24 protein-coding genes are annotated in these 25,824 nt (G+C 68.2%); 14 read left to right on the forward strand and 10 right to left on the reverse strand.

Translation table 11 applies throughout. The features are described 5' to 3' along the window. Positions 1 to 109: 109 nt before the first annotated feature. From hpnC to E0H73_RS12760, 8 genes are read left to right on the forward strand one after another with little or no spacing between them, the layout of a single operon-like run. Positions 110 to 964, forward strand: a complete 855-nt coding sequence (gene hpnC / locus E0H73_RS12725) for a squalene synthase HpnC (RefSeq protein ID WP_272949128.1) — start codon at positions 110 to 112, stop codon at positions 962 to 964. Continuing rightward, positions 961 to 1,845, forward strand: a complete 885-nt coding sequence (hpnD, locus tag E0H73_RS12730; RefSeq protein WP_131354210.1) for a presqualene diphosphate synthase HpnD — start codon at positions 961 to 963, stop codon at positions 1,843 to 1,845. The genes hpnC and hpnD overlap by 4 nt, the downstream gene beginning before the upstream one ends. Next, positions 1,842 to 3,194, forward strand: a complete 1,353-nt coding sequence (gene hpnE, locus E0H73_RS12735; protein ID WP_131354212.1) for a hydroxysqualene dehydroxylase HpnE — start codon at positions 1,842 to 1,844, stop codon at positions 3,192 to 3,194. The genes hpnD and hpnE overlap by 4 nt, the downstream gene beginning before the upstream one ends. Then, on the forward strand, positions 3,191 to 4,237 hold the full coding sequence (locus E0H73_RS12740) for a polyprenyl synthetase family protein (protein ID WP_238163968.1): 1,047 nt from the start codon (positions 3,191 to 3,193) through the stop codon (positions 4,235 to 4,237). The genes hpnE and E0H73_RS12740 overlap by 4 nt, the downstream gene beginning before the upstream one ends. Further along, a complete protein-coding gene (gene shc, locus E0H73_RS12745; protein WP_131354214.1) occupies positions 4,234 to 6,174 on the forward strand; it encodes a squalene--hopene cyclase in 1,941 nt (646 codons plus the stop codon). Before E0H73_RS12740 ends, shc begins: the two co-directional genes overlap by 4 nt. After that, entirely contained in the window at positions 6,171 to 7,649 is a 1,479-nt protein-coding gene (gene ispH / locus E0H73_RS12750) for a 4-hydroxy-3-methylbut-2-enyl diphosphate reductase (protein WP_131354216.1), read from the forward strand. The genes shc and ispH overlap by 4 nt, the downstream gene beginning before the upstream one ends. A 2-nt stretch (positions 7,650 to 7,651) precedes the next feature. Further along, positions 7,652 to 8,650, forward strand: a complete 999-nt coding sequence (hpnH, locus tag E0H73_RS12755; RefSeq protein ID WP_238163982.1) for an adenosyl-hopene transferase HpnH — start codon at positions 7,652 to 7,654, stop codon at positions 8,648 to 8,650. Positions 8,651 to 8,678: 28 nt separating this feature from the next. Further along, on the forward strand, positions 8,679 to 10,448 hold the full coding sequence (locus tag E0H73_RS12760) for a 1-deoxy-D-xylulose-5-phosphate synthase (protein WP_131354220.1): 1,770 nt from the start codon (positions 8,679 to 8,681) through the stop codon (positions 10,446 to 10,448). Here the strand turns inward: E0H73_RS12760 and E0H73_RS12765 are convergent. Beyond that, positions 10,429 to 11,355: a pseudouridine-5'-phosphate glycosidase gene (locus E0H73_RS12765; RefSeq protein WP_238163969.1), complete on the reverse strand. Its 927-nt coding sequence runs from the start codon at positions 11,353 to 11,355 to the stop codon at positions 10,429 to 10,431. The two genes, E0H73_RS12760 and E0H73_RS12765, sit on opposite strands and share 20 nt — an antisense overlap. Continuing rightward, positions 11,348 to 12,235: a carbohydrate kinase family protein gene (locus E0H73_RS12770; protein ID WP_131354222.1), complete on the reverse strand. Its 888-nt coding sequence runs from the start codon at positions 12,233 to 12,235 to the stop codon at positions 11,348 to 11,350. The genes E0H73_RS12765 and E0H73_RS12770 overlap by 8 nt, the downstream gene beginning before the upstream one ends. 252 nt (positions 12,236 to 12,487) lie before the next feature. Here E0H73_RS12770 and E0H73_RS12775 point away from each other — a divergent pair, with 252 nt between their 5' ends. Further along, positions 12,488 to 13,621 (forward strand): ROK family transcriptional regulator, encoded by a 1,134-nt coding sequence (locus E0H73_RS12775; RefSeq protein ID WP_131354224.1) that lies wholly within the window; start codon positions 12,488 to 12,490, stop codon positions 13,619 to 13,621. Between the two features lie 79 nt (positions 13,622 to 13,700). Next, positions 13,701 to 15,212, forward strand: coding sequence for a DUF4832 domain-containing protein (locus tag E0H73_RS12780; RefSeq protein WP_131354226.1), 1,512 nt, complete (start codon positions 13,701 to 13,703; stop codon positions 15,210 to 15,212). A 352-nt stretch (positions 15,213 to 15,564) separates the two neighbouring features. Here E0H73_RS12780 and E0H73_RS12790 read toward each other — a convergent pair whose 3' ends face one another. From E0H73_RS12790 to E0H73_RS12805, 4 genes are all read right to left on the reverse strand, one after another. After that, positions 15,565 to 17,169: a RecQ family ATP-dependent DNA helicase gene (locus E0H73_RS12790; RefSeq protein WP_202867346.1), complete on the reverse strand. Its 1,605-nt coding sequence runs from the start codon at positions 17,167 to 17,169 to the stop codon at positions 15,565 to 15,567. A gap of 190 nt (positions 17,170 to 17,359) precedes the next feature. Continuing rightward, complete coding sequence (locus E0H73_RS12795; RefSeq protein ID WP_131354230.1) at positions 17,360 to 17,839, reverse strand: P-loop nucleotide/nucleoside kinase family protein; 480 nt, start codon at positions 17,837 to 17,839, stop codon at positions 17,360 to 17,362. Position 17,840: 1 nt separating this feature from the next. Further along, positions 17,841 to 18,236: a low affinity iron permease family protein gene (locus tag E0H73_RS12800; RefSeq protein WP_131354232.1), complete on the reverse strand. Its 396-nt coding sequence runs from the start codon at positions 18,234 to 18,236 to the stop codon at positions 17,841 to 17,843. Then, positions 18,223 to 19,059 (reverse strand): alpha/beta fold hydrolase, encoded by an 837-nt coding sequence (locus E0H73_RS12805; RefSeq protein WP_202867347.1) that lies wholly within the window; start codon positions 19,057 to 19,059, stop codon positions 18,223 to 18,225. Before E0H73_RS12805 ends, E0H73_RS12800 begins: the two co-directional genes overlap by 14 nt. A gap of 108 nt (positions 19,060 to 19,167) precedes the next feature. Here E0H73_RS12805 and E0H73_RS12810 point away from each other — a divergent pair, with 108 nt between their 5' ends. The 4 genes from E0H73_RS12810 to E0H73_RS12825 all read left to right on the forward strand — a co-directional run bounded on the left by E0H73_RS12810 (position 19,168) and on the right by E0H73_RS12825 (position 22,527). After that, positions 19,168 to 20,436 carry an MFS transporter gene (locus E0H73_RS12810; RefSeq protein ID WP_131354234.1) on the forward strand — a complete coding sequence of 423 codons (1,269 nt, stop codon included), beginning with the start codon at positions 19,168 to 19,170 and terminating at the stop codon, positions 20,434 to 20,436. Positions 20,437 to 20,735: 299 nt separating this feature from the next. Then, positions 20,736 to 21,044, forward strand: coding sequence for a WhiB family transcriptional regulator (locus tag E0H73_RS12815; protein ID WP_420323425.1), 309 nt, complete (start codon positions 20,736 to 20,738; stop codon positions 21,042 to 21,044). A 340-nt stretch (positions 21,045 to 21,384) separates the two neighbouring features. Continuing rightward, positions 21,385 to 21,525 (forward strand): hypothetical protein, encoded by a 141-nt coding sequence (locus E0H73_RS12820; RefSeq protein ID WP_202867348.1) that lies wholly within the window; start codon positions 21,385 to 21,387, stop codon positions 21,523 to 21,525. Positions 21,526 to 21,573: 48 nt separating this feature from the next. Then, positions 21,574 to 22,527 (forward strand): LysR family transcriptional regulator, encoded by a 954-nt coding sequence (locus E0H73_RS12825; protein WP_131354236.1) that lies wholly within the window; start codon positions 21,574 to 21,576, stop codon positions 22,525 to 22,527. Here E0H73_RS12825 and E0H73_RS12830 read toward each other — a convergent pair. Genes E0H73_RS12830 through E0H73_RS12845 form a run of 4 tightly spaced genes read right to left on the reverse strand, consistent with a single transcriptional unit; the run spans position 22,511 to position 25,824 of the window. Next, on the reverse strand, positions 22,511 to 23,698 hold the full coding sequence (locus E0H73_RS12830; RefSeq protein WP_131354238.1) for a vWA domain-containing protein: 1,188 nt from the start codon (positions 23,696 to 23,698) through the stop codon (positions 22,511 to 22,513). The genes E0H73_RS12825 and E0H73_RS12830 overlap by 17 nt on opposite strands. Next, positions 23,688 to 24,371 carry an SRPBCC family protein gene (locus E0H73_RS12835; RefSeq protein ID WP_131354240.1) on the reverse strand — a complete coding sequence of 228 codons (684 nt, stop codon included), beginning with the start codon at positions 24,369 to 24,371 and terminating at the stop codon, positions 23,688 to 23,690. Before E0H73_RS12835 ends, E0H73_RS12830 begins: the two co-directional genes overlap by 11 nt. Then, a complete protein-coding gene (locus E0H73_RS12840) occupies positions 24,368 to 25,246 on the reverse strand; it encodes an AAA family ATPase (RefSeq protein WP_131354242.1) in 879 nt (292 codons plus the stop codon). Before E0H73_RS12840 ends, E0H73_RS12835 begins: the two co-directional genes overlap by 4 nt. Next, positions 25,243 to 25,824: a nucleotidyltransferase family protein gene (locus E0H73_RS12845; RefSeq protein ID WP_131354244.1), complete on the reverse strand. Its 582-nt coding sequence runs from the start codon at positions 25,822 to 25,824 to the stop codon at positions 25,243 to 25,245. Before E0H73_RS12845 ends, E0H73_RS12840 begins: the two co-directional genes overlap by 4 nt.

Consider the following 25,824-nt stretch of genomic DNA (forward strand, 5'->3'; position numbering starts at 1 on the left):
CCACGGGTAACTGTATCCCCGTGACAAATTCTTGCCGTCCGAATGTGGTCCAGCGGGGCAGAGTTGGCATGAAACCGCTTCCCATCATGGGAACGTGCATCCTGAAGGAGTGCAGAAGGTCCCATCGGACCGGGTCGCTGAACAGTCGTTGGTCAGGAAGGAGCAGGGCGAGAATTTCCCGGTGGCGCTGAGGTTGCTTCCGGCGCGGCATCGGGTGGCGCTGCACGCCGTCTACGGGTTCGCCCGCACCGTCGACGAACTGGGTGACAGCTGGGCGGGAGACCGGACGGTCGCGCTGCGCGCCTTCGCGGCCGACCTCGACCACATCTGGGCCGGTACCGAGCCCGATCACCCGGTACTGCGCCGATTGCGCCCGATCGTCCTCGATCACGCCATCGCCGCCGAGCCCTTCCACCAGTTGGTGCAGGCCAACCTGCAGGACCAGACGGTCGCGCGGTACCAGACCTTTGCGGACCTGCAGGGCTACTGCCGGTTGTCGGCCGATCCGGTCGGCCGCATGGTGCTCGGCGTCTTCGACGTACACGACTCCGAGACCGAGCGGCTGTCCGACCGGGTCTGCACCGCGCTGCAACTGCTGGAGCACTGGCAGGACGTGGCCGAGGACCGGCGGGCCGGCCGGATCTACCTGCCGCAGCAGGATCTCCAGACGTACGCCGTCGCCGAGGCCGATCTGGACAAGGGCGAGGCGACACCGCAGCTGCGAGCGTTGATGAACTTCGAGATCGAGCGCGCCGCCGCGCTGCTCGAGGAGGGGGCCGCGATAGTGACCAGGCTCGATGGATGGGCTCGAGTGAGTGTGGCGGGATTCGTTGCCGGGGGTCAGTCCACAGTCCGCGCGCTGCGACGTACCGGCGGCGACGTCCTGGCCAGGTCTGCTCGTCCGTCCAAGCTGGATACCGCCGCCCGCGCCCTACGACTGATCGCCGGGGCGGTTGCTCGATGACGATGACGGGGAGCCCCACGATCCTGGACGCGTACGTCGCCTGTGCGGAGATCACCCGAACCGAAGCCCGCAATTTCTACTACGGAATCAGGCTGCTGCCCCCGCAGAAGCGCAACGCGCTGTGTGCGCTCTATGCGCTGGCCCGGCGGATCGACGACATCGGCGACGGCGACCTACGGCTGGAGGAGAAGCGAACAGCGCTGCATCGGATCCGGAAGAACCTCGGGCGACTCGACGACGTGCACGAGCCCGTCTACGTGGCGGTTGCCGACGCCGTACGCCGGTTCCCGGTGCCCATCGGTGCCTTCGAGGAGCTCGTCGACGGAGTCGAGACCGACCTGTCGCAGGTCCGCATCGCCGACTTCGACGAGCTGGTTGTCTACTGCCGCCGCGTCGCCGGCTCGGTCGGCCGGCTCTGCCTGTCGATCTTCGGTCCAACGGAAGCCGATGCCGATCTCGACACCCTCGCGCTGTACGCCGACCAACTCGGCATCGCGCTGCAGCAGACCAACATCCTGCGCGACATCCGCGAGGACCTCGGCAGCGACCGGATCTATCTGCCCGCCGACGAGCTCGAACGCTTCGGAGTCCGGCTGACCTTCGACGAGCGCGGCAATCTCGACGATCCGCAAGGTCGCCTGGCCGCGTACATCCGGTTCGCCGCCGGACGGGCGCAGGACTGGTACTCCCTAGGCTGGCGGCTGCTGCCGTCCCTGGACTGGCGAAGCGGCGCGTCCTGCCGGGCAATGTCGGGGATCTATCACCATCTGCTGCGACGGATCGCGGCCAACCCGGTGCTCGTGTACGACCGCCGGCTGTCGTTGTCGGCGGGGGAGAAGGCGCAGGTCGCGCTGGCGTCGCTGGCGGGAGCACGTTCATGAGCCGGGTGGCCGTCGTCGGCGGCGGGCTCGCCGGCATCACCACGGCTCTCGCGCTGGCCGACGCGGGTCGCGAGGTGCACCTGGTGGAGGCCCGGCCGAAGCTCGGCGGGCTGACGCACTCGTTCGAACGTGACAGCCGGTGGATCGACAACGGCCAGCATGTCTTCCTCCGCTGCTGTACGTCGTACCTCGGGTTGCTCGATCGGCTCGGCGTCCGCGACCACGTGCAGCTGCAGCCGCGTCTCGACGTACCGGTGCGCAGTGGTCGGCATGCCGGTGTTGGCCGGATCCGGCGTACGAAGATGCCGGCACCGTTGCACCTCGGTCCGGCGTTGGCGACGTACCGCTGGCTCAGCTGGTCGGAGCGGATCCAGGCGGTGCGTGCCGCGCTCGCGTTGGGGCGGGTGGACCGGGAGAACGCTGCGACTGATGCCCAGTCGTTCGGCGCGTGGCTGGCCGCGCATGGTCAGGACGCCCGCTTAGTGGAGGCGCTCTGGGAGCTGATCGGTGTCGCCACCCTCAACGCGCGCGCCGACGATGCCTCGCTCGCGGTCGCGGCCACTGTCTTCCAGGTCGGGCTGCTCGAGCAGAGCGATGCTGCCGACATCGGTTGGCCGCTGATCCCGCTGCAACAACTCCATGGTGATGCCGCCGCTCGGGCGCTCGCCGCAGCAGGTGTCGATGTCCGCCTGCATGCGCGGGTGAAGTCGCTCGACAACGTGGACGGCGGCTGGCAGCTCGACGCCGAGAGGTACGACGACGTCGTACTCGCAGTGCCGCCCTCGGAGGCAGAGCGGCTGCTTCCCGAGGACGCGGTCGACCTGCCGACCGGGTGGGCGGAGGCGCTGGGCAGTTCGCCGATCGTCAACGCACACGTGGTTCTCGACCGAGTGGTGCTCGACGACCCGTTCGTCGCAGGCGTGGACAGCCCGTTGCAGTGGGTCTTCGACCGGACGCCGCAGAGTCTCACAAGCCACGCCGACAGCGAGCAGTACCTCGCGATTTCGCTGTCGGCCGCGGATGACTTCATCGACACGCCAGTTGCCGAGCTGCGCGAGGTGCTGGTGCCCGCCCTCCGGCAGCTGCTTCCCGCGGCTGCAGACGCACGTGTGAAGGAGTTCTTCGTGACCCGAGAACGACATGCCACCTTCCGGCCGGCACCGGGTTCCGGTCGCTTCCGGCCCACCGCGACCACAGCACGTCCGGGCCTGCATCTGGCCGGTGCATGGACTGCCACCGGTTGGCCGGCCACCATGGAGGGCGCCGTACGCAGCGGAGAGTCGGCCGCGGCCTCGGTACTGCGGGCGCCGCTTCGCCCATCGCTGCCGTCCGAGGACGTGTTGTCGTGACGGCGGTCCAGCCCTCGACCATGCCGGCGGAGAGCAACGTCCTGGAGCTTCTGGCCCGCAGCCGGGACCTGGTCGAGCCCCAACTGCGTGAGGCCGTGGCTCGTCTCGACGACCACACCCGGCTCGTCGCGTCGTACCACCTCGGATGGTGCGACGAGGAAGGGAGACCGACCAGCGGCAGCTCCGGCAAGGCGATTCGGCCCGGCCTTGTGCTGCTTGTGGCCGAGGCGGTCTGCGGGTCGCCCGGGCCGGGGGTCCCAGGCGGTGTTGCGGTCGAGCTGGTGCACAACTTCTCGCTGATCCACGACGACCTGATGGACCGGGACACGCAGCGACGGCACCGGCGTACTGTCTGGGCGATCTGGGGTGATGCCACGGCGGTCCTGGTCGGGGATGCGCTCGCCTGCCTGGCCGACGAGGTACTGGCCGAGTGCGACGCCCCGCCCGCACGCCGCGCCGGTCGTGCGCTCGCCGTGGCCACTCGCGAGTTGATCCGTGGGCAGGTCCTCGATGTTGCCTTCGAACGGCGGGACGATGTCGGGCTGGCCGAGTGTCTCGACATGGCCGGTGGTAAGACGGGCGCGCTGTTGGGTGCCTCGGCGCAGTTGGGCGCGATCCTGGGCGGTGCCGATGAGACGACCTCTGACGCGTTCCAGACCTACGGGTGGGAGCTCGGGTTGGCGTTCCAGCTCGTCGATGATCTCCTCGGCGTGTGGGGAGCACCGGAGCGGACTGGCAAGCCGGTCTTCTCGGACCTGCGCGCACACAAGAAGACGCTGCCGGTGGTGTGGTCGCTCGAGTACGGCGGTGCGGTCGGTCGCGAGCTCGCGGACTGGTTCGCGGATCCAGCTACACCGACCGAGGACAGCCTGCGGCAGGCCGCCGTACTGATCGAACGGGCTGGTGGTCGGGAGTGGGCCTTGGCCGAGGCGGACGAACGGGTTCGCAAGGCAGGCAAGGCACTCGACGCCGCGGGTGTCGCACCGGCCAACCGGGATCAGCTTGATCAACTGGCGCAGTTCGTTGCGGAGCGACAGCTGTGACGGCGGAGAGGCTTGCTCAGGACGAGAAGGCCGACGTCCGCGTTGAGAACTGTCTGGACGCGGCGGTGGAGTATCTGCGGTCTCTGCAGCACGAGGATGGCTGGTGGAAGGGGGATCTCGCAACCAACGTGACCATGGACGCTGAGGATCTGATGCTGCGGCGATTCCTCGGAGTTGCTACTGCTCAGACCGATGCGGAGACGGCGCGGTGGATTCGGTCGCAGCAACGCGACGATGGGACGTGGGCGACGTTCCCCGGCGGGCCGGGTGATCTGTCCACCACGGTCGAGGCATGGGTGGCGCTGCGGATCGCCGGCGACGATCCTGCCGAGTCGTACATGGCCAAGGCTGCGGAGTTCATCCGCGGCGCGGGTGGAGTCGAGAAGGCGCGGGTCTTCACGCACCTGTGGCTGGCGCTGTTCGGTCTGTGGGAGTGGGACGACTGCCCGGACCTGCCCCCGGAGTTGATCTTCTTGCCCAGTTGGGCTCCGTTGAATGTCTACAACTGGGCTTGTTGGGCGCGGCAGACGATCGTGCCACTGACAATCGTCAGTGCGCTCCGTCCGGTCCGGCCGGTCGACTTCGGTGTCGACCAACTTCGGGCGGGTACGCCGGTCGCGCGAAAGGCCGGGTTGTGGACTCTTGACGGTGCCTTCCAACGGCTGGACGTCGTACTGAACGCCTACACGCGCTGGGGACCTCGCGGTCCGCTCGGTGGGATCCGCCGGCTGGCGATGCAACGTTCGGTCGAGTGGATCGTCGCTCGGCAGGAGGCCGACGGTGGTTGGGGCGGCATCCAGCCACCGTGGGTGTACTCGCTGATCGCACTGCACCTGATGGGCTACGCGACGGATCATCCGGTGATGGCTGCTGGGCTGCGCGGGCTTGAGGGCTTCACGGTCCACGCGGACACTGCTGACGGTCCGGTGCGCTGGCTGGAGGCCTGTCAGTCGCCGGTCTGGGACACCGGGCTGGTGGTGGGCGCCCTGCTCGACGCGGGCGTCGCACCGGACGACAAGGCCGTGCTCAGGGCCACCGACTGGCTGCTCGACGAGCAGATCGACGCACCTGGCGACTGGCAAGTGCGGCGGCCGACGCTGACGACGGGCGGGTGGGCTTTCGAGTTCGCCAACGACGGCTATCCGGACACCGATGACACCGCGGAGATCGTGCTCGCGCTGCGTCGGGTGGTGCACCCGGAGCCGCAGGTGCTGCGTGCGGCCCTGGACGATGCGGTTGAGTGGACGACCGGCATGCAGTCCGCCGATGGTGGCTGGGGTGCGTTCGATGCTGACAACACCGACACGACGCCGTTGCGGCTGCCCTTCTGTGACTTCGGCGCCGTCATCGATCCGCCGTCGGCCGACGTCACTGCTCACGTCGTGGAGATGCTCGCGGCCGAGGGCAAGACCGGAACCGATGAGTGCCGCCGCGGCGTTCGGTGGCTGCTCGACTCGCAGGAAGAGGATGGGTCCTGGTTCGGTCGCTGGGGTACGAACCATGTCTATGGCACCGGAGCCGTCGTACCGGCATTGATCGCGGCTGGCACCTCCGCTGAGGATCCGGTCATCCGCCGTGCCGTCCGGTGGCTGGCTGACCACCAGAATCCTGACGGTGGCTGGGGTGAGGACCTGCGCTCGTACGTCGATCCCAGCTGGATCGGCCGTGGTGACTCGACTCCGTCGCAGACGGCGTGGGCACTGCTCGCTCTGCTGGCCGCCGACGAGCGAGACGAGACGGTACGCCGTGGCGTCGGCTTCCTCGTCGACACCCAGCGGCCTGACGGCGGGTGGGACGAGCACCGCTACACCGGCACCGGCTTCCCCGGCGACTTCTACATCGGCTACCACCTGTACCGCCTGGTGTTCCCGATCTGGGCCCTCGGCCGCTATCTCGGCAAAGACCGCCCGCATCACGAGGGGACGGTCTCGCGATGACCTTGGGAACGGTCTGCACGCCCTTGTACGTCGAGTGGCTCGCGCTGCGCGACAAGCTGACTGCGCCCCTGGTCCGCACCGGCCGAGCCACCGGCACGATCCGCGACGATCCCGTTCTCGTCGCCGGCGTCGCCGGTGCCCTGACCGATCAAATCGCCCCTGGCGACCTGGTCGTAGCAACCGAGATCCGCCACGAACCCCGGATCATCCCAAGCCGGACCGTGCCGAGTTGTGCGGCTGAGGTGGTTGCGGGGGAGCTTCGGCGGGCTGGGTTCACGGTGCATACCGGGCCGTTGGTCACCACCGATCACGTTGTCGACTCGGCTGAGGAGCGTAGGGCGCTGGCTGCATCTGGGGCGATTGCGGTCGACACCGAATCGGCTCTGATCGCGGGAGATGAGGGCCGGTGCATTGTTGTCCGTGCGATTGTCGACAATCTCGAGCAACCGCTGGCGCGCGCCGGGATGCCGTTGCGTGGGATCAAGGCCCTCGCCTCGCTGCGCCGGGCGGCGCCCGTCCTGGATGCGTGGGCCGCCGCGACCGGCGACCGCGAGTTGTTGCTCGCCCAACCACGGTCGTTCTGCGCCGGTGTCGAACGAGCGATCGAGATCGTCGAGCGCGCCCTCGACCGCTTCGGCGCACCCGTCTACGTACGCCGTCAGATTGTCCACAATCTCCATGTCGTCCGCGGCCTGGAGCAACGCGGCGCCGTCTTCGTCGAGGAGGTCGACGAGATCCCCGACGGCAGCGTGGTGGTGCTCGCCGCCCACGGAGTCGCGCCGGCCGTGCGTACGCAGGCCGCCGAACGACGGCTGCAGGTGGTCGACGCCACCTGCCCCCTGGTGTCGAAGGTGCACCACGAAGTCCGCAGGTACGCCGTACGCGACAGCACCGTGCTCCTGATCGGCCATCCCGACCACGAGGAAGTCATCGGTACGACGGGTGAGGCTCCGGACAACGTGATCGTCGTCCCAGGCCCAGCCGAGGCGGAGACCGTCCAGGTGCCAGATCCCGCCCGAGTCGCCTACGCGATGCAGACCACGCTCGCGGTCGAGGAAGCCGCCGAGACCGCGGCAATCCTCCGGCGCAGATTCCCTGCGCTCGCCGGTCCGCGCAAGGACGACATCTGCTACGCGACCAGCAACCGTCAGGCGGCAGTCCGCGAGATCGCCCGCCAATCGGACCTGGTGATCGTGATCGGTTCGCAGAACTCCTCCAACTCCTTGCGGCTCGCCGAGGTCGCCGAAGCTGAAGGCACGCGCGCCGTACTCGTCGACGACGCCGCAGAGGTGCGGCTGGACTGGCTGATCGGCGCGAAGCGGATCGGCATCTCGGCGGGTGCCTCGGCACCGCCGGCGCTTGTCGACAATCTGGTCCGCAATCTGTCCGGACTCGGGTCCGTGACTGTGACCGAGAGCGGGGCGGTCACCGAAGACGTCCGGTTCTCACTACCGAAAGAGGTGACCCAGCAGTGAGCATGCCGCTGCGGCAGTCCGTCCGTCTGGGCGGGTACTTGATGAAGCAGAAGCTGCTCCGGCGGGAGAAGTTCCCGATCTTGCTGGAGCTCGAGCCGTTGTACGCCTGCAACCTGAAGTGCGCCGGTTGCGGCAAGATCCAGCAGACCCACGACTGGCTGAAGAAGCGGATGTCGGTCGAACAGGCGGTCGCCGCGGTCGAGGAGTGCGGCGCGCCGATGGTCTCGATCGCCGGCGGCGAACCGCTGATGCACAAGGAGATCGACGAGATCGTCCGGCAACTACTGGCGCGTAACAAGATCGTCTTCCTCTGCACGAACGCTGTACTGATGCCCAAGCATCTGCACAAGTTCAAGCCGCACAAGAACTTCGCGTGGATGGTGCACATCGACGGACTCCGCGAGCGGCACGACCAGTCGGTCTGCAAGGACGGCGTCTTCGACGAGGCGGTCGCGGCGATCAAGCAGGCGCAGGAGGCCGGCTTCCGGGTGATGACGAACACCACGTTCTTCGACACCGACAGTCCGCAGGACGTCATCGACGTACTCGACTATCTGAACGACGATCTGCACATCGACAACATGCAGATCTCGCCGGGGTTCGCCTACGAGAAGGCGCCCGACCAGGAGCACTGGCTCGGTCCGGAGGAGACCCGGCAGCTGTTCCGCAAGGCGTTCGCCGACGGGCGGCGGAAGAAGTGGCGCCTCAACCACTCGCCGTTGTTCCTCGACTTCCTCGAAGGCCGGGTCGATTTCGACTGTACGGCGTGGGCGATCCCGCTCTACTCGCTGAAGGGCTGGCAGCGGCCGTGCTACCTGATGGACGACGGGTACGTCGCGACGTACCGGGAGCTGCTCGACGACACGGATTGGGACTCCTACGGGCGCGGCAAGGATCCGCGCTGCGCCAACTGCATGGCGCACTGCGGCTACGAGCCGACCGCTGTCGTGGCCACGATGGGCTCGCTGCGACAGTCGCTCCGCGCCGCGGTCGGGGCGTGACGATGTCCTTCAGCGCGGGATGGCAAGAATGAGCACAGTGCTCGGTGCCGACGCGGCGGCACGGTTCCTCCCCGGTCTGCGCGGTCCCGAGGATCTGCGCGGCTTGCCGGCCGATGCCCTGCCCACCCTCGCCGAGGAGATCCGTGCGGAGCTGATCCGGCAGGTCTGCCGCACCGGCGGACACCTCGGACCGAATCTCGGCGTGGTCGAACTGACGATCGCGGTGCACCGAATCTTCCAGTCACCCGCCGACGCGATCGTCTGGGACACTGGGCACCAGGCCTACGTGCACAAGATGCTCACAGGCCGCTGGGATTCGTTCGACACCCTCCGGCAGGCCGGCGGACTATCGGGCTATCCCAACCGCGTCGAGAGTACGCACGACCTGGTCGAGAACTCCCATGCGTCCACGGCGCTCGGCCACGCCGACGGCATCGCGAAGGCCTTCGAGCTGGCCGGGAACCGTGGCCGGCGCGTCGTCGCGATCGTCGGCGACGGCGCCCTCACCGGCGGCATGTGCTGGGAAGCATTGAACAACCTCGCCGCCGCCCCGAGCCGACCGGTCGTGGTGGTGCTGAACGACAACGGGCGTTCGTACGAACCCACGGCCGGTTACCTGCCACGGCACTTGCGGCAACTGCGCGACAATGTGGCCCGCGGCAACCTTTTCGAAGATCTCGGCTTCGCGTACGTCGGGCCTGTCGACGGACATGATCTCGCCGCGATGGAAGGCGCGCTGCGGGCGGCCGCCGTACTGCGTCGCCCAGTCGTGGTGCACTGCGTAACCACCAAGGGCAAGGGCTATCGAGCCGCGGAGGACGACGAGGCGGATCGGATGCACACCGTGTCGCCGGCCGCATCGTCGGCGGCTTCGGGCCCCTCCTGGACGAGTGTGTTCGGTGACGTGATGCTCGAGATCGGCCGGCAGCGGCCGGACGTCGTCGCGATCACCGCGGCGATGCTGCGACCGACTGGCCTGCACCCGTTCGCGCTGGAGTTCCCCGATCGCATCTTCGACGTCGGCATCGCCGAGCAGCATGCGGTCGTGTCGGCGGCCGGGCTCGCGGGCGCGGGCATGCACCCGGTCGTGGCGATCTACTCGACGTTCCTGAACCGCGCCTTCGACCAGGTGCTGATGGACACGGCACTGCACCACGCCCCGGTCACGTTCGTCCTCGACCGCGCAGGCATCACCGGTCCGGACGGGCCGTCGCACCACGGCATGTGGGACGTCGGCCTCTTCGGGCTGGTGCCGGGCGCCCGCGTGGCGGCTCCGCGCGATCCCGAGCAGCTGAGAATCCTTCTGCGTGAATGCGTCGCGTGCGACGACGGACCGACCGTACTGCGCTTCCCGCGAGGCGACAGCGGAAGGACGCTGGCCTCGGTCGGACGCTGGGGGAGTGCGTCCGTACTGCGCGCCGAGCCGGATGCCCAAATCCTGCTGCTGCCGGTGGGACCGCTAGCGGAGGCGGCTGTCGACGCGGCCGACCAGTTGCGGCGGCACGGCGTACCGGTGGTTGTTGCCGACCCGCGCTGGTTGCAACCGCTCGACCCCGCGCTGGTGCAGGCCGCCGGCCGCTTCCGCACTGTGTTCACCATCGAGGACAACGCACCGTCCGGCAGCTTCGGCGACGCGTTGGCCAGAGAACTACGCCAAGCCGGCGCCACCACCCACCTACACAGCCTGACTCTGCCGGCCGACTTCGTCCCAGCCAGTTCCCGCAAGGACCTCCTGCACACCTACGGCCTGGACGCCGACGGCCTCGCCCAAACCGTACTCACGACCGCGCGAGGCTGACAGCCACCCGGGCCGCGACGCCCGCGTTGTTTCGGGCCAGAGCAAGGTTCGCAGGAATGCTCTCGCCGTCCGTCTCCTTCTCGATCCGCTCGAGGACGTACGGCGTGACGGCCGGCCCGGTGACTCCTGCGCTCGCACTTGCCGCCAGAGCAGCCGCGAGTACGTCGGTGATCCGTGACTCCGGGATCTCGTCCTCGACGGGAATCGGGACGGTCAGCAGAACGCCGGTATTCGGTCGCGATCGGAACCGGAGTACGTCGCAGACCACCCGCTCGTCGTCGACCCGGTGCGGAACCGGCAGACCGCTCGAGCGGGTGTAGAACGCCGGGAACCAGTCGTGCTGCCAGCCCAGGACCGGGACGCCGACGGTCTCGAGGTACTCGAGTGTTCGCGGCAGATCGAGGAACGCCTTCGCACCGGCGCACACGGTGATGACCGGGTGGTTGGCGATCGCGTCGAGATCGGCCGAGACGTCGCCGCTGACTTCCGATCCGCGGTGCACACCACCGATGCCGCCGGTGGCGAACACCGAAATCCCCGCCGCGTGAGCCAAAGTGACCGTGGCCGAGACGGTGGTGACCCCGACATCCCATCCTTGGGCCTGCGCCACGGCAAGATCGCGCTCGGCGACCTTCCGCGTGCCCTGCAGCACCCGCTTCTCCTCGTCCGGCGTGAGCCCGACGTGTGGCCGGCCGTCGAGGATCGCGGTCACGGCCGGGGTGGCGCCTTGGTCGAGGACCGCCTGCTTGCAGAGCTCGAGGGCTTCCGCGTTCGCGGGGGCAGGCAGCCCGAGGTTCGAGAAGATGGTCGACTCCAGGGCGACGACCGCACGGCCCTCGTCGAGAGCCTGCGCTACGTCGTCGGCCACGCTGGGCTGGAAGGTCTGCACCCTGCCATTGTCAGTCACGAGCAACTCCCTCTGCGGTCAAGGTGGCGCCGGGTTCGGTGAGAACCCGCCGGGCGAGCCGGTGGCCGGCCTCCACCGCGTCCACGACCTCGGCGTGCTTCAGCACCGCGGACAGGAAGCCCGCCGCGAACGCATCCCCGGCGCCGGTGGTGTCGCGTACTTCGTCGATCGCCGGCACCCGGACGGTCGCCGATTGGTTGCCGCCGGCATGCACCTCGGTGGGCTCCACGCCGTTCTTGACGACAACCGTCGTACCGGAACTGGCGAGCTCTCGCAGCGAGCCGAGGTCGGCTTCGATGCCGTTGGCAAAGATGTACGCCGGCTGGAGCGCTTCGAGCAGCGAGCGGAACGTGTCGGGTCCGATCGAGTCGATGAGAGCCACCGACGACGCATCAATCGTGAGGATCGCGCTCTCGGCCCGAGCGATCTCCGCAGCCCGGCGGAGGACCGGCAAGGACAATCCAGTCAGCGAGTACGCCGAGAGATGGACCGCCGCAGCACCGGAGATCCAGGAGTCCGGAACGTCGGCCAGCTCGGCCGCGGCCCCTCGATCGGGGAACATCGTTCGCTCTCCGGCAGTATCCACGAGGATGACGATGGTGCCCGTTCGTCCCTGTCGCTGGACCTTGGCATCAACGCCCGCCAGCGCCAGATCCCGTACGAGTGCCTCGCCGACGGCATCGTCCCCGACCCGGCCGATGAACCGGACCGGCGTACCGAGGCTGCTCGCGAACACGGCGACGTTCGACGCTCCACCTCCCCGCCCGCGCCGGATCCGCGCCGAGTTGTCCGTCCCGGTCCGCAGCGCACCCTCCGACCAGACCACGACGTCCTCAACCAGATCGCCGATACACACCAGGCGACCCTCGGCGCTCGTCACAGGCTCCTACCTCCAGTCCGGGTGGTACGACGCTACCCGCCGCGGAACTGCCTAGAGGTCCCGCACATAGGTGGCGCCTGCTGCGCGCCGCCCCGCGGGCACTGGGCGGCGTTGTCGTCGGTCGACGGGACTCCGTCCCGCCTCCCTCCTCCGCCTTGCCCAGCACTCCGCGGGACGACGCTCGCGACGGCACCACCTATATGCGGGACCTCTATAGTTATCAGGGAGTCCATCCGAACTCCGGGGGTCGCGATGACCGATGAGCCGAGCGGCGGCGATCTGTCCCGGCTGCGGCAGCTCAACGCACTGAGCGTGCTGCGAGCCCTGCGCGACGAGAAGCCGTTGACGCTGACTGAGCTGGCGAAGCGGACCGGCCTGTCCAGGGCTTCGACCGAGGACGTCGCCCGCGAGTTGCTGGCGCGTGGCTGGGTGAGCGAGCTGGCGCCGGCTGTGGGCACCGTCGGCCGGCCCGCCCGTCGCTACCGGTTCCGCGCCGACGCGGGCCGGATCCTCGGCGTCGACATCGGCGGCCACAAGATCCTTGCCATGGTCACCGATCTCGAGGGCGTGGTGCTGAACCAGACCCGCGTCGCGGTGAGCCCGCGGATCGGACGCCGGGAACGCCTCGCAATGCTCGACGACTGCGTCACCACCACCCTCGCCGGAGCCGGCGTCATCCCCGATCAGATCTGGTCGACCGGAGTCGCCTCCACCGGACTCGTCGACGGCACCGGCAAGGTGATGCTGTCCGACTCCGTGCCCGAGTGGACCGGTGTCGACCTGGCCGCGCACTTTCGCCGACTCGTGCCCGGACCCGTCCGAGTCGAGAACGACTGCAAGTTGGCCGCGCTCGCGGAGTCCTGGCGCGGCGTCGCCCGGTACGCCGGGAACGTCGTCTTCCTGCTCGCCGGTCTCCGCACCGGCGCCGGCCTGATCATCGACGGCAAGCTGCACCGAGGGTTCGGCAACGCGGCGGGGGAGATCGGTGCGTTGCCGGCGGCCGGTTGGCTGAAAGCCCCGCAGCACCTGTACGACTGGCTGGGTGGGGCCGATGATGTGGAAGACGTCTTCCTCGCCGCCAGGGACGGGGACCGGACGGCGATCAGGGCTGTCCGCTCGTACATTCGCGACATCGCGGTCGGCGCGTCGGCGCTGGTCCTCACCCTCGACCCGGAACTCGTAGTGATTGGCGGCGGCTTCTCCCGGTCGGCCGACGTACTGGTCGAGCCGCTGCGCCGCGAACTCGACCGCTGGTGCCTGCGGACCCCGGAGATCAGGGTGTCCGAATTCGGTGCCGAGGGAGTCGCGTTCGGCGCCGTCCGGATTGCCCTCGAGCAGGTCGAGGCCGCCCGCTACGACGGGAAATTGCCCGTCTCGGCGATCTGACCACGCCGAGCTCTTGACATAGTTTTCCTGGACTCCATGATTATTCCCAGGTCGCAGCTGCGTCAGGGAGGCCCTGCCCATGAGACGGTTCGTCACGATCATCGCCCTCGTCAGTCTGGTCTTCGCGCCACAGGCCGCCGCCGCGGCCCACGGAACCGGGTCGGTCACGACCCGCGACTATGCGCAGACCGACGCCGTGATCTCCAACCAGGAGCGCGGCTTCTACCACCACACCGAGACGCACTACCGAGCCGACGGCTCGGGCTACGTGCCGCTCAACGTGACAACGCTGCGCAACTTCCGGACCCAGGAGAACGTCACCCAGATCCTCCGGGTGTTCTACCTGGAGAAGTTCGCTAGCCTGGACACGCTCGACCCGGCGTATCTCGACCTGGTCCGCGCCGACTTCCAGACGATCCGCGCGGCCGGCATCAAAGCGATCGTCCGCTTCGCGTACGCCCAGCCGCCCGGCTGGCCGCCGACCATCCCGTACGGCGACGCACCGCTGGCGCGCGTCCAGAAGCACATCGCCCAACTGACGCCGATCCTCCGGGAGAACGCCGACGTGATCGCGGTGGTCCAGTCCGGCTTCGTCGGGCTGTGGGGTGAGGGGTACTACACCGACTACTTCGCCGACCCGCAGGACCCGAGCCAGGTCTCGGACCAGAACTGGGCGGACCGTCGCGCGGTGATCATGGCTCTGCTCAAGGCCCTTCCGAAGGACCGGATGATCCAGGTGCGTACGCCGTACATGAAGCAGCGAATGCTCGGCGTACCGACCGGGGCTGAAGGCGGTCTCACCGCGGAGCAGGCGTACAACGGCACGCCGGTGGCGCGGGTCGGTCATCACAACGACTGCTTCCTGGCCAGTCCGGACGACTTCGGAACCTATCTGAGTGATCCGATCGAGCTCGACAAGGAATTCGTTGCCCAGGACACCAAGTACGTGCCCGAGGGCGGTGAGACCTGCGGAGTGAACTCGCCGCGATCCGACTGGCCGTCGGCGTCGGAGGAGATGGCCAGGCTGCACTTCTCCTTCCTGAACACCGACTACCACCCGGGCGTGCTGGCGAGCTGGGGTGACAACATCACGATCGCCAAGCAACGGCTCGGCTACCGGTTCGCACTCGAGCAGAGCACGGTCACGAGCACCACCCTGCCACGCGGCACCGTCGACGTCGGCCTGAAGATCCGCAACGACGGGTGGGCGGCGCCGTACAACCCGCGGCAGGTCCAGTTGATCTTCCAGGGTCACAAGCACAGCTACCGCGTGGACCTGCCCGCCGACCCGCGGCGCTGGCCGGCCGGAACGACCACGACGCTCGACAAGCAGGTCTGTGCACCGGCCGTGCCAGGCGAGTACCGCCTGCTGCTCAACCTCGCCGACCCGGCGCCCCGGCTGCAGTCCCAGGACCGTTTGCCGGGTTCCACCCAGACGTACAACTCGGCGTACGCCATCCAGTTGGCCAACGCCGGCACCTGGCAGGCGGCGACTGGTTACAACGACCTCAAGCAGACCGTGACGGTCACCGCTCAGCACGACGCCGCCGGCGCCTGCGGCACGCTCCCGAAACCGGAGCTGATCCGCTGACGCCGGCGAACAGTGATCGTCAGTTCTTCTTCAGCAGTGCGACCGCCGCGATGGTCAGAGTCGTCGGTCGCCCGGATCGGGCGCAGGTGATGTCCGGTCGTCAGCGGCACCCGCACCGGGTGGCTCCACCCCCCCGGGAGCCATGCGATTGTTGTCATGGCTCCAGCCTCGGCCTCCGGCACGCCACAGACCACGGGCAGGACTCGCACAGTGCTCGTACAGTTCGGCGGCTGCCCGACTTATGCTGAGTCGCATGCCGGGGGCCAGCACCGACACGCGATTCGGTGTCCTGCTGCGCACACCGGCCGATCACTGGATCCGTCCGCGGTTGCTGAGCTCGCGCTGTAGTGGTTCAGGATTCGGATTTGAGTAGGTGGTTGTGAATCATGAAGGCGGTGCGGAGTTCCTTGTAGCCGACTCGATCGAAGAGGACCGTCATGGCGTTGCCGGTGTAGTGCTCGACCTGGCCGGGACCGAAGGTGGGGTGGGTCACTCTGCTGCCTACCGGGAAGGGTTGGTCGTCGGCTGGGGCTGCGGTGCGTCCGGCGAGGTCGTTGTCGCAGTTGCCGCACGGGCCGTCGTACTGCTCGCCGAAGTAGCTGAGCAGCCATTCGCGCCGGCAGCCGCCGTACTCCGCGTACGCGGCCATCATCTCGACGCGGGAGCGGGCGGCCTCGCGGCGATCGTGCTCGACCGCCGAGGCAGCGGCGACCGCGCGATCGACGTCCACGTGGGCGGCCAGGTGGAAACGGTGGCTGATGGCAACCACTCGTGCGTCCGTCAGCCGGCCGAGAGCGCGTTCGACCCGGGCCGGACTGAGGCCGCTCGCGGCGGCCAATTCGGGAATGTCCGCCGGGCGGTGCTCGTCGATCGCCGTGGCGACGGCGAGGAGGTCGGCGTCGGTCACCCCGCCTGAGGCGAAGAACCGGTTGAGGCCGAGGTTTGCGTGGCGATAGAAGAGCTCGATGTCGGCCGGTTCGCCGTCGCGGCCGGCGCGTCCGATCTCCTGGTAGTACGCGTCGATCGAGCCCGGTGCCTCGGCATGGCTGACCCAGCGGATGCCCGGTTTGTCGATGCCCATCCCGAAGGCGATCGTGGCGACGACGACCCGGCAGTGGTCGGCGAGGAAGCTGTCCTGGACCTCGCGGCGCTGCTTGGCCGAGAGACCCGCGTGGTACGCCTGCGCCGGTACACCCGCGATCGCCAACTCGTGCGCCAGATCCTCGGCGTGGCGATGGGTCGCGACGTACACGATGCCCGGTCCGCGCGAGGACCGGACATGGCTCAGCAGCCGGCGGTTCTTGGTCTCGTCGTCGGCGAAGGTGAACACCGCGAGGTTGAGGTTCGGCCGGTCGAAGCCGCCGACCACCACGGCCGGGTCGCGCATCTCCAGCCGATGGATGATCTCCTTGCGCACCGGTGGGGCGGCGGTCGCGGTCAACGCGAGGACCGGAGGCCGTTGCATCGCGCGGATGGCGGCGGAGAGCCGAAGGTAGTCGGGGCGGAAGTCCTGGCCCCACTCGCTCACCAGGTGGGCCTCGTCGACGGCCACCAGCCGCGGCCGGGATGCGGCCAGCAGGTCGAGTACGTCGGGATGCGTGAGTTGCTCCGGCGACAGCAGCACGAATCCAGGCCGGTCGTTGGACAGCATGTCGTGGGCCATCCGGCGACCGGCCGAGTCGCTCGCATTCAACTCGGCGACCTCGACACCCGCGGGGTGCTCGGACAACGCCCGCAGCTGATCGCGCTGGAGAGCCACCAACGGGCTCACCACGACCGTCACTCCACCCAACGCGAGCCCGGCCAGCTGGTAGATCGCGGTCTTCCCGGTCCCGGTGGCCAGAACGGCGAGCGTGTCCTTCCCCTCGAGCACCGCCCGGACCGACTCCTCCTGCCCCGGCCGCAACGAGTCGAACGCCAACCGCTCCCGAGCCAACCCGGCAACATCAACAGACACCCGCACATCATCCATCACTGTGTCGGGACTGCCCGAGAGCGTTCCCGGGTACATGTCTGGGGTGGGCGGTCAGTGGCTCGCAGTGATCGCCATGCCCAGGAGGTGTGACCATGAACCAGCACCGGATGGTTCTCGAGGCCCTCCGCTTGCTCCCCGACTGGATGCAGAGGGTGCCGATCCTGATACGCATTCACATACTTGAAACCCGAACCGGACTCTCATCGGCCCCGGGCGGCTCGAAGTCGGCCAGGTGCTGTTCCAGGACCGCGTCCGCCACGTCGCCCCGGGCCAGGCTGCGTCGGTTGCCGGCCTGGCGACGGCGAATCGTGGGGTGGTCAACGTCCAGGTAGACGAGCACGAAGCCGGCGCCGGCGGCCAGGGAACGCCAGCCGTCGCGCAGGGAGCGCAGCGAGCTGGTGTCGTCGACGATTACGGTCCGACCGGCGGCAAGTTGGGCGCGGACTTCGGTGCGGGCGAGTTCGTGGGTGCGGATCCACTCTTCGACCGGGATCCCGTCACCGCCCCACAGTCCACGGCGTTCGTTGATCTCGTCGAGGCTGACCACCACCGCGTCCACCCTCGCCGCGAGTGCCTGCGCGTAGGTGCTCTTGCCGGAGTACGCCGTACCGCACATGAGCACCAGCAGGCCTTGGTCTGCGGGGTTCGACATGTCAGTGGCGGCCCTCAAGGCCGATGGCGTCGCGGAGTTTCTGGGTGGCTTCTTCGAGGTCCGGGTCGGTGCGGGACCGTGATGCCATCAACGCCGCCAGTGCCTCGGCGATCACGTTGAGCTTCTCCTGGGATGCTTCCTCGGCGCGGCGGGCGGCGTTCTCGAGCAGAACCAGGAGGAGCAGGGTGACGACACTGGCGACTGTGTGGATGGCGACCTGCCAGGCCTTCAGATCCACCCACAGCGGCAGGCTCACCAGCCAGACAATGACGACCCCGGCACAGAGAAAGAAGAACGGTGCTTGGCTGACGCGTAGATACGCCGTCTGCACGAACCGGTCGAACAACGACCGCCGGTCGCCTCGCTCGCGAGTCTCGGCCGCGTCACTCCGCTCCATCGTCGGAGCGTAGTGCCCGCCGCTGCGTGCTGCCACTGCCCGGCGGTGCGTCGGCCTGTTGCCACAGGTCGAGCAAGAGCTGGTTCACCTCGTCGGGGCGTTGCTGGTGCGGGGAGTGGTCAGCACCCTCGACCTGGATGAAGGTGGCGCCGGTCTGCGCGGCGATGAACTTCGAGGTGGCGATGAGCGCCTCGCCGGCCGCGGCGCGGTAGTCAGCCGGGGCCGTCTCCCAGGTGCCGGCCAGGACCAGCTTCGGATACGTCGCGGAGCGGATGGGCTCCAGCGGTACATCGGCGTTCCAGCACGGCCGCTCGTGGAGCGCCGAACCAGCGGCGCGCAGGGACCATTCGTACGGCTCGGGAACCGGCTGGTCACCCCAGACGACCTTGAGATACTCCTCCGCCGTCATCGACTGAGTGCTCGGCCAGTAGCGACGGTTGCCTTCGAGTGACTTGGCAACCACCGGATCCGAAGTCGCGACAGCCAGCGCCGCCGGCTCTATCAAAGCCAGCGAGGCAACCAGCTCGGGTCGGCGCCCGGCAGCGAGCATCGCGACCACGCCGCCGTACGAATGCCCGACCAAGTGACTCGGTTTGTCCATCAGCCCGATGACGTCATCCGCGTCGACGTCGTAGTCACTCATCTCCGTGTCCGGACTCTCCCCGAACCCTCGCCGATCCACCACCAGAATCCGCCGATCCCGCCCCAGCCCCCGCTGCCCCACGAACGACGCCTGCCCCCAAGACAACGTGCCGTGAACCAGAATCACCTGCCCACCCAGAGATCCCCCGTCGTCCCATACCGTCACGTGAATCGGCAGCATCCCCAAACCCTAGGCGCCGAGCCGGTCAACCTGGGGTGGCAACAGCTCAGGAACTGGCCATTGACCGGAGCTGTCGGTGGGGGGATTTTGGAGAGGGGGGATGTGCGGATGTCCGTGGTTTCTGGGCGGGCGGAGAGCGCCCGCGTTGTTGACGAGGTGCGTCGGGTGGGGTGGGGGTTCATCCTGCTGTACACATTGGCGTACCTGAGTACTTGTCTGGTGTTGATTGCGCCGTTGCTGGTCACCTTGGCGTTGAAGGTGAACTCGCTGGTGGGGATCGAGCAGGCGCCGCGCAGCCTGGCGCTGGTTGCCGGGATCGGTGGCCTGGTGGCGATGGTCTGCAATCCGTTCTTCGGCAAGCTGAGTGACCGTACGACGTCGCGGCTGGGAATGCGGCGGCCTTGGATGGTCATTGGCCTGGTGGGTGGTTCGCTGGGCATTCTCGTCGTCGCGGTGGCGCCGAACATCCTGGTTGTGCTCATCGGGTGGTGCACTGCCCAGCTGTTCTTCAACGCGCTGCTCGCCGTGCAAGTGGCGGTCCTGCCGGATCAGGTTCCGGCGACGCAACGCGGTGTGGTCGCCGGCGTACTGGGCGTGTGTCTGCCGATCGCCTCGATCAGCGGGACCTTCTTCGTCAAGCTGTTCACCGGGAACCAGCTCGCCATGTTCTTGGCCCCGTGCCTGATCGGCGGATTCTTCATCCTTCTGTTCGCGGCGGTCCTCGACGATCGCCGGCTGGCCAAGGCGGACCGGCCGCCGTGGTCGCTGCGAGAGTTCGCCGGCACGTTCTACGTCTCACCGCGCAAGAACCCGGACTTCGCGTGGGCCTTCGTCAGCCGGTTCCTGTTCGTGCTGGCGTACGCGTTCCTGTTCACCTACCAGGCCTATTACCTGCTGGAGAAGATCGGGAGTGCCGAGGCCGATGTACCGCGACAGATCTTCCTCGGCACGCTCATCCAGTCCAGCGTCATCGTTGTTGCTTCGCTCGTCGGTGGCCGGCTCTCGGACTGGACGGGGAGGCGGAAGGTGTTCGTCCTCAGTGCGTCGATTGTCTACGGGCTGGCGATGCTCGTCATCGGCCTCGCGGTCAACGTCAACGGCTATCTCATCGGGATGGCGATCGGCGGACTTGGATTCGGCATGTACATGGCCGTCGATCTGGCGCTCGTTGTCGACGTACTGCCGGACAAGGCCAACGCCGCCAAGGACCTCGGCGTACTCAACATCGCGGGCGCACTCCCCGGATCCGTCGCGGCGGCAATCGCTCCGGCCATCCTCGCGGTCGGCGGCGGCAGCTACGGCGTGCTGTACGGCGTTGCCGGAGTGTGCGCGATCGTAGGCGCGTTCGCCATCCTCCCTGTGAGGAGCGCCCGCTGACTCCAGCAATTCGCTGTCCCGGATCTCCAGCAGGGCGGCTCTGGCCTGATCCGCGGTGGGCCGGCGTTCCGGACCGAGCGTTGGTGGACTCGCCCGAGAACGACGCGATGACGAAGCCGGTGAGGACGACTCTGCCGTGCAATGCCTGATGGCGACTCGGCGCGGGTCGTCGGTGCCAGCGGGGGCCTGCTTCTTCCTGCTGGCTGCAATGCGCGTCGGGTGCTGGCTGCGACGACACGTGGGGAGGGGCGGGTCAGTCTGGCTGGTATTACCTGTCCCGCGGTGAAAGGAGCCGCACGATGAGTCTCTCGATGGACCTGCCCGCAGCCGGGGCGACGTCCGGGAGCTGGATGTTCAGCGCTGCGTGTGCGGGGCTGGACCCAGAGTTGTTCTTCCCGATCGGGACCACGGGGCCTGCGATTCTGCAGATCGAACAGGCGAAGCAGGTCTGCTGCGGCTGCGGTGTGATCGAGGAGTGCCGTCGTTGGGCTCTGAACACCCGGCAAGAAGCGGGGGTCTGGGGCGGCCTGTCCGAGGAGGAGCGCCGCGCCATGAGGCAACGCAGAATCGAAATCCAGCGGCGCGACCTCCGTCAATTGTTCGATTGAATCGGAACGGCGTATTTGTTATTGACCAACTTTGCCCTCCTCGGGTGCATCCAACTGGTGTCCAAGGGGGCATCGTGAAATGTATTCACACAATTTTCCACATCCGCAAACCGATCCACACCGCGTTCGCCGTACCGGCGGGAGCCGTCGCTGTATGTACCTTCGCCGGCACCAACACACCGACGACCACCAACGCTGCCGCCGCTTGTCCCACCGCCTGGGCCTGATTGCCTGAGGCAAATAACAGCCAGGCCCCACCTGCGCAACGTGAACGTCGTATTGCCGGACGGCATACCGTCCGGACTCCTGAGCCGACCGATGCTGCGGGGAGTTTCGGCTCATGGCCGCCGGCCGGACGGGCACGATCCAGCACGTCGACACCAACAACCCGACCCCGGCCCTCGGCCTCTACCTCTCGGTCGGGATGACGCCGACCATGGTCTTCGACGGCTGGCGCCGCGTCATCCGACTCGACACCTGAGGTCGGCGCGCGGCGAAAGGCGCGCTGCGGTTCTACGATGGCGACACGATGACGCCTACTCAGCTTCGTGCGTTCTCCGCGGTCGTGCGCCTCGGTTCGGTGAAGGCCGCCGCCGGTGAACTCGAGGTCACCGAGGCGGCCATCTCCCTGCACGTTGCCCAACTGCGCAAGGAACTCGGGGACCAGTTGTTCACCCGGACTGCGTCGGGGCTGGCGTTCACACCCGGCGGGTTGCGGCTGGCCAGTCGGGCCGTGGAGTTGCTCGGACTGCAGAACCGGACGATCCAGGAGGTCAGCCAGGCCGGGCGCGGCCGGAGACTGATGCGGATCGCGGCCTCGACGCTGTTCGCCGAGTACGCCGCCCCGGGCCTGATCGAACTGTTCGCCGGCCGCGCCGATGACCTGGACGTCGAGCTGAGCGTGCATCATCCGCGCCAGTTCGCGGCGCTGCTGTCCGAGCGATCGGTCGATGTTGCCCTCGGCCCGGTCCCGGCCGGTCTGCCCGAGTCGATCCGCCGCGTTCCCTTCCTCAACTACCGGCTCGTCGTGGTCGCGGACAGCGGGCATCCGGCCGCGATCGGTCCGGCCCGACCGGCGATGCTGCGTGAGCAGACCTGGTTGCTCGGTCCCTCGGCGGTCACCGACGGCGCGGTCGCGGCGATGTTGCGCAAGCTGGAGGTGCCGGAGTCGAAGCAACGGATCTTCCAGAGTCATGCCGCGGCGATCGAGGAGGCCAAGCGTGATGGGGGAGTCGCGGTGGCGTTGTCGTCCGCGGTCGCCGGCGATGTGTCGAACGGCCGGTTGACGATCGTCACCGGTCGGGGACTGACGATGGGCGGGGTCTGGTCGGCGATGACGTTGCCGGCGCATGCCGTCGTACCGGCCGCCGCCGAGTTGACGCGCTTCATCACCACGCCGCGCGCCACCCAAGCGATGTTGCGGGGATCAGGGGTGACGATCGGGCACTTCCGGCCGTCGATCCACGTCACCTTGTGGAGTTGACGACCTCGGCGAGTGCGTCGAGGGTGTTGCCCGGGAGCAAGGCGTCGCAGTACGGCAGGGCCGCGACGAGCGCGCCGGTGAGCGGCTGGTAGCCGGGAGCCGCGACGCGCGGATTCATCCAGATCACTCGATGGGCGCGCCGGGACAGTCGCGCCATCGTCCGGGCCAACTGGTCGGGGTCGTCGCTGTCCCAGCCGTCGGAGGCGATGATCACCACGGCGCCGCGAACGAGTGCGCCATACCTCGACTTGAGCAGGCCGGCCACGTTGGTGGCGATGCGGGTCCCGCCGAAGCGGTCCGCGACCAGGTTGGACGCCTGATCAACAGCGACCGCGACATCGCGATGGGCGAGTACGGCGGTCAGCCGGGTCAACGTCGTTCCGAAGGCGAACACCTCCGCCCCTGCGCTGATCGTTGCCGCCCGCATCAGATGCAGGTACGGCGTGATGAACGCCTGCATCGATTGGCTGACGTCACACAGCATCACCAGCCGCCGCGGCTTGTGCACCGGGCCGGTGCGAACCAGTTCTGTCGGCTCCCAGCCTGTACTGCGTGATCGCGCCATGGTGGCCCGGAGGTCGATCATCGTCCCGCGGCTGCGGGTTGCGAAGCGGCGGGTACGACGGGTCGGCCAGTGCTCGCGCGCACTCTCCAGCCAGGCACCCACCTCCGCGAGTTGCACCGGGTCGAGCGCGTCGAACGGCGTGTCGCGCAGACCGGTGAGAGCGCTCGGCAGCCGTTCGGGCGCAGCAAGTCCGGTGTTCGCGTCTTCGGCGCGGCCGGTGGCGGCGGTGGGCATGGTGATCCAGGGCAGGCCTGCGCCGTCTTCAACCATCGCCGATGGTGGGATCCCGTGGCCGGTGGCGCGGTCGGGGGCGGAGTCGAGCGGCCGGCGTCGGGACTGTGGATCGACTGCGACGACCGTGTCCGCGAAGACGGCGGCGAACACTGCGTCGTACTTGTCCAGGTCCTGTCTGCGGCGTACCAAGGTGACTCGGCCGAGCCAGTACAGCCGGCGTTGGTTGTCCGCTTGCTGCACGGTCAGCGCCTCGGTGAAGAGTTCCGTCGCGGTCAGGTCGACGGAGATGCCCGCGGTTCGCAGTCGCTCGGAGAACGCCACGGCGAACGCCGCGCGGTCGACGGCACGGAACAGGACAGCGTCATCGGACAAGGAAGTAGATCACCACCGCCACGATCACGACGACGACCAGCGCCGGCAGCACCCGCCGTGCCACCGAGCCGCCGGCGAGGTGCATCAGGTCGAGCGGAGCCGGCTCGGTGCTCTCGGACGAGGCGGACGCCGAGTCCACATGGTCTGCCAGCGTATCGACGGCCTGTCCATCTCCGTCGACTCGGCTAGGCGCGGACTCGGCTGCAGCTACCTGCTGGGCGCCCAGTTCGCCCGCCGCCAGCTTGGCTTCCAAGCAGGTGGTGAACTCTCCGAGCAGCTTCTCCGAGACCTGCTTGATCATGCTGCTGCCGAACTGCGCGACCTTGCCGGAGATGCTCAGGTCGGTGTCGACGCTCACCCGGGTGCCGGCCGGGTCTGGAGCGAGGTCCGCGGTGATCCGCGCGGAGGCGTTCCCGGACCCGCGCAAATCCTTGCCCTTGGCATCGATCACCGCATGGTACGTCGCGTCGTCCTTGGTCTCGAACCGCGCCGTACCACCGAAGTCACTCACCACCGGACCGAGCTTGACCCGGACCTTGCCCTGGTAGGTCTCCCCGTCGAACCCGGTCAGCTGTGCGCCCGGCATACACGGCGCGATCGCCTCGAGGTCGGTCAGCACCGCCCACGCTGGGGCCGGCGGCACGCTCACCGTGAACTCGTGGGTGATCCTCATGCTGTCCCCTCGCTCGGTTCGAACAGTTCGGTCATGGCGTCCACGTCATCGGGCGACTTGGCGATCGCCGACAGCGTTCGGAGCGCATCGTCGCGGCCGACCGAGGTCACCCCGAGCGCGCTCAACGCGGCGACCCAGTCGATCGTCTCGGCCAGCCCGGGCGGCTTGTCCAGGTCCAGTTCCCGCGCCCGGCCGACGAAGTCGGTGACGCTGCGCACCAGCGGTTCGGAGGCCGCCGGGATCCGGCGCCGGACGATGCGTACCGCGCGGTCGGGCGAGGGGAACTCGATCCAGTGGTAAAGGCAACGGCGTCGCAGTGCATCGTGGAGCTCGCGGCTCCGGTTCGACGTGAGGACGACGTACGGCGGCCGGGCGGAGGCGAACGTGCCCAGCTCGGGGATCGTCACCGACGCTTCGCCGAGGAACTCCAGCAGCAGCGCCTCGAACTCGTCGTCGGCCCGATCGATCTCGTCGAGCAACAGGACCGGTGGCACCGGGCCGGTGGCCGTGACACTGCGCAGGATCGGACGCTCGATCAGAAACTCGGAGGTGAACAGATCAGCGTCCTCGAGTCTGTCGTGCCTGGATTCGGCCAGCCGGATCGCGAGCAGTTGGCGCTGGTAGTTCCACTCGTACAGGGCTTCGCGCGCGGTCAGCCCTTCGTAGCACTGCAGCCGGATCAGGGACGTCCCGAGAACGTTCGCGAGAGTGAGCGCCGACGCGGTCTTGCCGACACCTGGTTCACCTTCGAGCAGCAACGGGCGGGGGAGTGTGCAAGCGAGGTAGAGCGCCGTGGCGGTGCCCTCGTCGAGCAGATGCCCGGCCTCGTCGAAGCGGCTGATGACCTGCTCGATGTCCCGGAACGGCGCCGTCATCGCTCGATCCCTTGTGCCAGCAGGCTTTCGTAGTCGTCCCAGGTGTCCACGTCCGCCGGCACCTCCGTGTCCACCGGTACTTCGACGACCGCGTGACGGCCCGACTCGATCAGCTTCCAGACCCCTTTGTCCCCGTGCAGATTCGCGAGCTCGGGGAACACCGAGCGGGCGAACCAGAACGGATGGCCGATCCCGTCGCGATACCGGCAGACGGCGATCGGCGCTTCCGACTGGATCACCGACCGCGCCGATCGGACTCGGACCCCGGGCTGGTCGCCGAGCATCAGCACAATGCCAACAGTCCGATTGTCGACAACCTCGAGTGCCGAGACGATCGAGGACGAGCACCCGGTGCCGTACGACGGGTTCAGCACCACAGTCGTCGCACTCAGATCGACCGTCTCGCGGACTTCCTCGGCCGCCCCGCCCAGCGTGACGAGCAGTTGGTCGAACGCACATTCCCGAGCGGCTCGCAGTACGGCGTCCAGCAGCGTCGTATCGCCGTACGGAAGAAGCTGCTTCGGCTGACCCAGTCGGTGCGACCCACCCGCGGCGAGCACCAGTCCGGTCACGAACAT

The sequence above is a fragment of the Kribbella pittospori genome (assembly GCF_004331465.1).
GTDB classification, from domain to species: Bacteria; Actinomycetota; Actinomycetes; order Propionibacteriales; family Kribbellaceae; genus Kribbella; species Kribbella pittospori.

Excerpts from the sequence above, each read along its gene's own strand:
- E0H73_RS12795 (WP_131354230.1), bottom strand. The coding sequence starts at position 17,839 with ATGTCGAACCCCGCAGACCAAGGCCTGCTGGTGCTCATGTGCGGTACG.
- E0H73_RS12825 (WP_131354236.1), top strand. The coding sequence starts at position 21,574 with ATGACGCCTACTCAGCTTCGTGCGTTCTCCGCGGTCGTGCGCCTCGGT.
- E0H73_RS12800 (WP_131354232.1), bottom strand. The coding sequence starts at position 18,236 with ATGGAGCGGAGTGACGCGGCCGAGACTCGCGAGCGAGGCGACCGGCGG.
- E0H73_RS12815 (WP_420323425.1), top strand. The coding sequence starts at position 20,736 with ATGAGTCTCTCGATGGACCTGCCCGCAGCCGGGGCGACGTCCGGGAGC.
- hpnE (WP_131354212.1), top strand. The coding sequence starts at position 1,842 with ATGAGCCGGGTGGCCGTCGTCGGCGGCGGGCTCGCCGGCATCACCACG.
- E0H73_RS12840 (WP_131354242.1), bottom strand. The coding sequence starts at position 25,246 with ATGACGGCGCCGTTCCGGGACATCGAGCAGGTCATCAGCCGCTTCGAC.
- E0H73_RS12810 (WP_131354234.1), top strand. The coding sequence starts at position 19,168 with ATGTCCGTGGTTTCTGGGCGGGCGGAGAGCGCCCGCGTTGTTGACGAG.
- E0H73_RS12820 (WP_202867348.1), top strand. The coding sequence starts at position 21,385 with ATGGCCGCCGGCCGGACGGGCACGATCCAGCACGTCGACACCAACAAC.
- E0H73_RS12835 (WP_131354240.1), bottom strand. The coding sequence starts at position 24,371 with ATGAGGATCACCCACGAGTTCACGGTGAGCGTGCCGCCGGCCCCAGCG.
- E0H73_RS12780 (WP_131354226.1), top strand. The coding sequence starts at position 13,701 with ATGAGACGGTTCGTCACGATCATCGCCCTCGTCAGTCTGGTCTTCGCG.
- E0H73_RS12845 (WP_131354244.1), bottom strand. The coding sequence starts at position 25,824 with ATGTTCGTGACCGGACTGGTGCTCGCCGCGGGTGGGTCGCACCGACTG.
- hpnD (WP_131354210.1), top strand. The coding sequence starts at position 961 with ATGACGATGACGGGGAGCCCCACGATCCTGGACGCGTACGTCGCCTGT.
- E0H73_RS12760 (WP_131354220.1), top strand. The coding sequence starts at position 8,679 with ATGAGCACAGTGCTCGGTGCCGACGCGGCGGCACGGTTCCTCCCCGGT.
- hpnH (WP_238163982.1), top strand. The coding sequence starts at position 7,652 with ATGCCGCTGCGGCAGTCCGTCCGTCTGGGCGGGTACTTGATGAAGCAG.
- E0H73_RS12775 (WP_131354224.1), top strand. The coding sequence starts at position 12,488 with ATGACCGATGAGCCGAGCGGCGGCGATCTGTCCCGGCTGCGGCAGCTC.
- ispH (WP_131354216.1), top strand. The coding sequence starts at position 6,171 with ATGACCTTGGGAACGGTCTGCACGCCCTTGTACGTCGAGTGGCTCGCG.
- E0H73_RS12805 (WP_202867347.1), bottom strand. The coding sequence starts at position 19,059 with ATGCTGCCGATTCACGTGACGGTATGGGACGACGGGGGATCTCTGGGT.